The sequence below is a fragment of the Actinophytocola xanthii genome (assembly GCF_001921205.1).
In the GTDB taxonomy this organism is placed as follows: domain Bacteria; phylum Actinomycetota; class Actinomycetes; order Mycobacteriales; family Pseudonocardiaceae; genus Actinophytocola; species Actinophytocola xanthii.
Genome location: NZ_MSIE01000179.1, coordinates 1 through 944, shown reverse-complemented (window position 1 = coordinate 944; position 944 = coordinate 1). Strand labels below are relative to the sequence as shown.

The 944-nt window shown below is 66.4% G+C and carries 1 pseudogene; it reads right to left on the bottom strand.

Features of this window, described 5'->3' with window-relative positions:
* Nucleotides 1–14 precede the first annotated feature (14 nt).
* Nucleotides 15–906: pseudogene (locus BU204_RS38760) on the bottom strand (IS5 family transposase).
* Nucleotides 907–944: the final 38 nt, after the last annotated feature.

Sequence of the window (944 nt, the reverse complement as noted above, 5' to 3'; positions counted from 1 at the left end):
CCTAGGGAGCGTCCTCAAAGCCAGAGGGTGAGGGTGGCCAGGTCGATCATGGCTTGGTAGGAGAGTGCTGTTTTGTCGTAGCGTGTGGCGATCGCTCGGAACTGTTTGAGGCGTTGGAAGCAGCGTTCGACCACGTTGCGGCGTCGGTAGGCGGTCTTGTCGAAGGCGGGTGGCCGCCCGCCCTTCGCGCCGCGTCGGGTGCGGTTGGCGCGCTGGTCGCGGCGTTCGGGGATGGTCGCTCGAATGTGACGTTTGCGCAGGTAGGTGCGGATCGCCTTGGTGGAGTAGCCCTTGTCGGCAAGTACCCGGTCCGGGCGGGTCGCTGGCCTCCCGCGTCCCGGCCGCTCGAACTGGACACCCGCCATGACCTGCACGAAGCGGGTGCAGTCGTTGACGTTCCCGCCCGTGAGCACCACCGACAACGGCCGTCCGTGGCCGTCGCAAGCGAGGTGGATTTTGGTGGTGGGTCCGCCCCGGGACCGGCCGATGGCATGATCATCTGGCTCGGTCTGCCCGCACCAGAACCCGCTCGCCCCCTGTGTGCGGCCTCGACCGGCGCCCGCCAGCCGCGTGCTGGTGGGCACGCACGATCGAGGAGTCGACCGCGACCTCCCGGTCGAGTTCGTCGATCGCCTCGGCGATCACCCGCACCTTGCTGACCAGCATCGTCAGGGTGCCGTTCCGCGCCCAGCGCCAGAACCGGTTATAGACCGTCTTCCACGGCCCATACCGTTCCGGCAGATCACGCCAGGCGATCCCGGTCTTGCACTTGTAGAGCATCCCGTTGATCACCCGCCGGTCATCCACCCGAGGACGACCCTTCACACCAGAGGCCGGCAACAACGGCTCAAGCACCGCCCACTGCTCATCAGTCAGTTCATGCCTGCGAACCACGACCAAGATCAAACCAGGTCAACCCGACCCGCTTTGAGGACGCTCCCTAG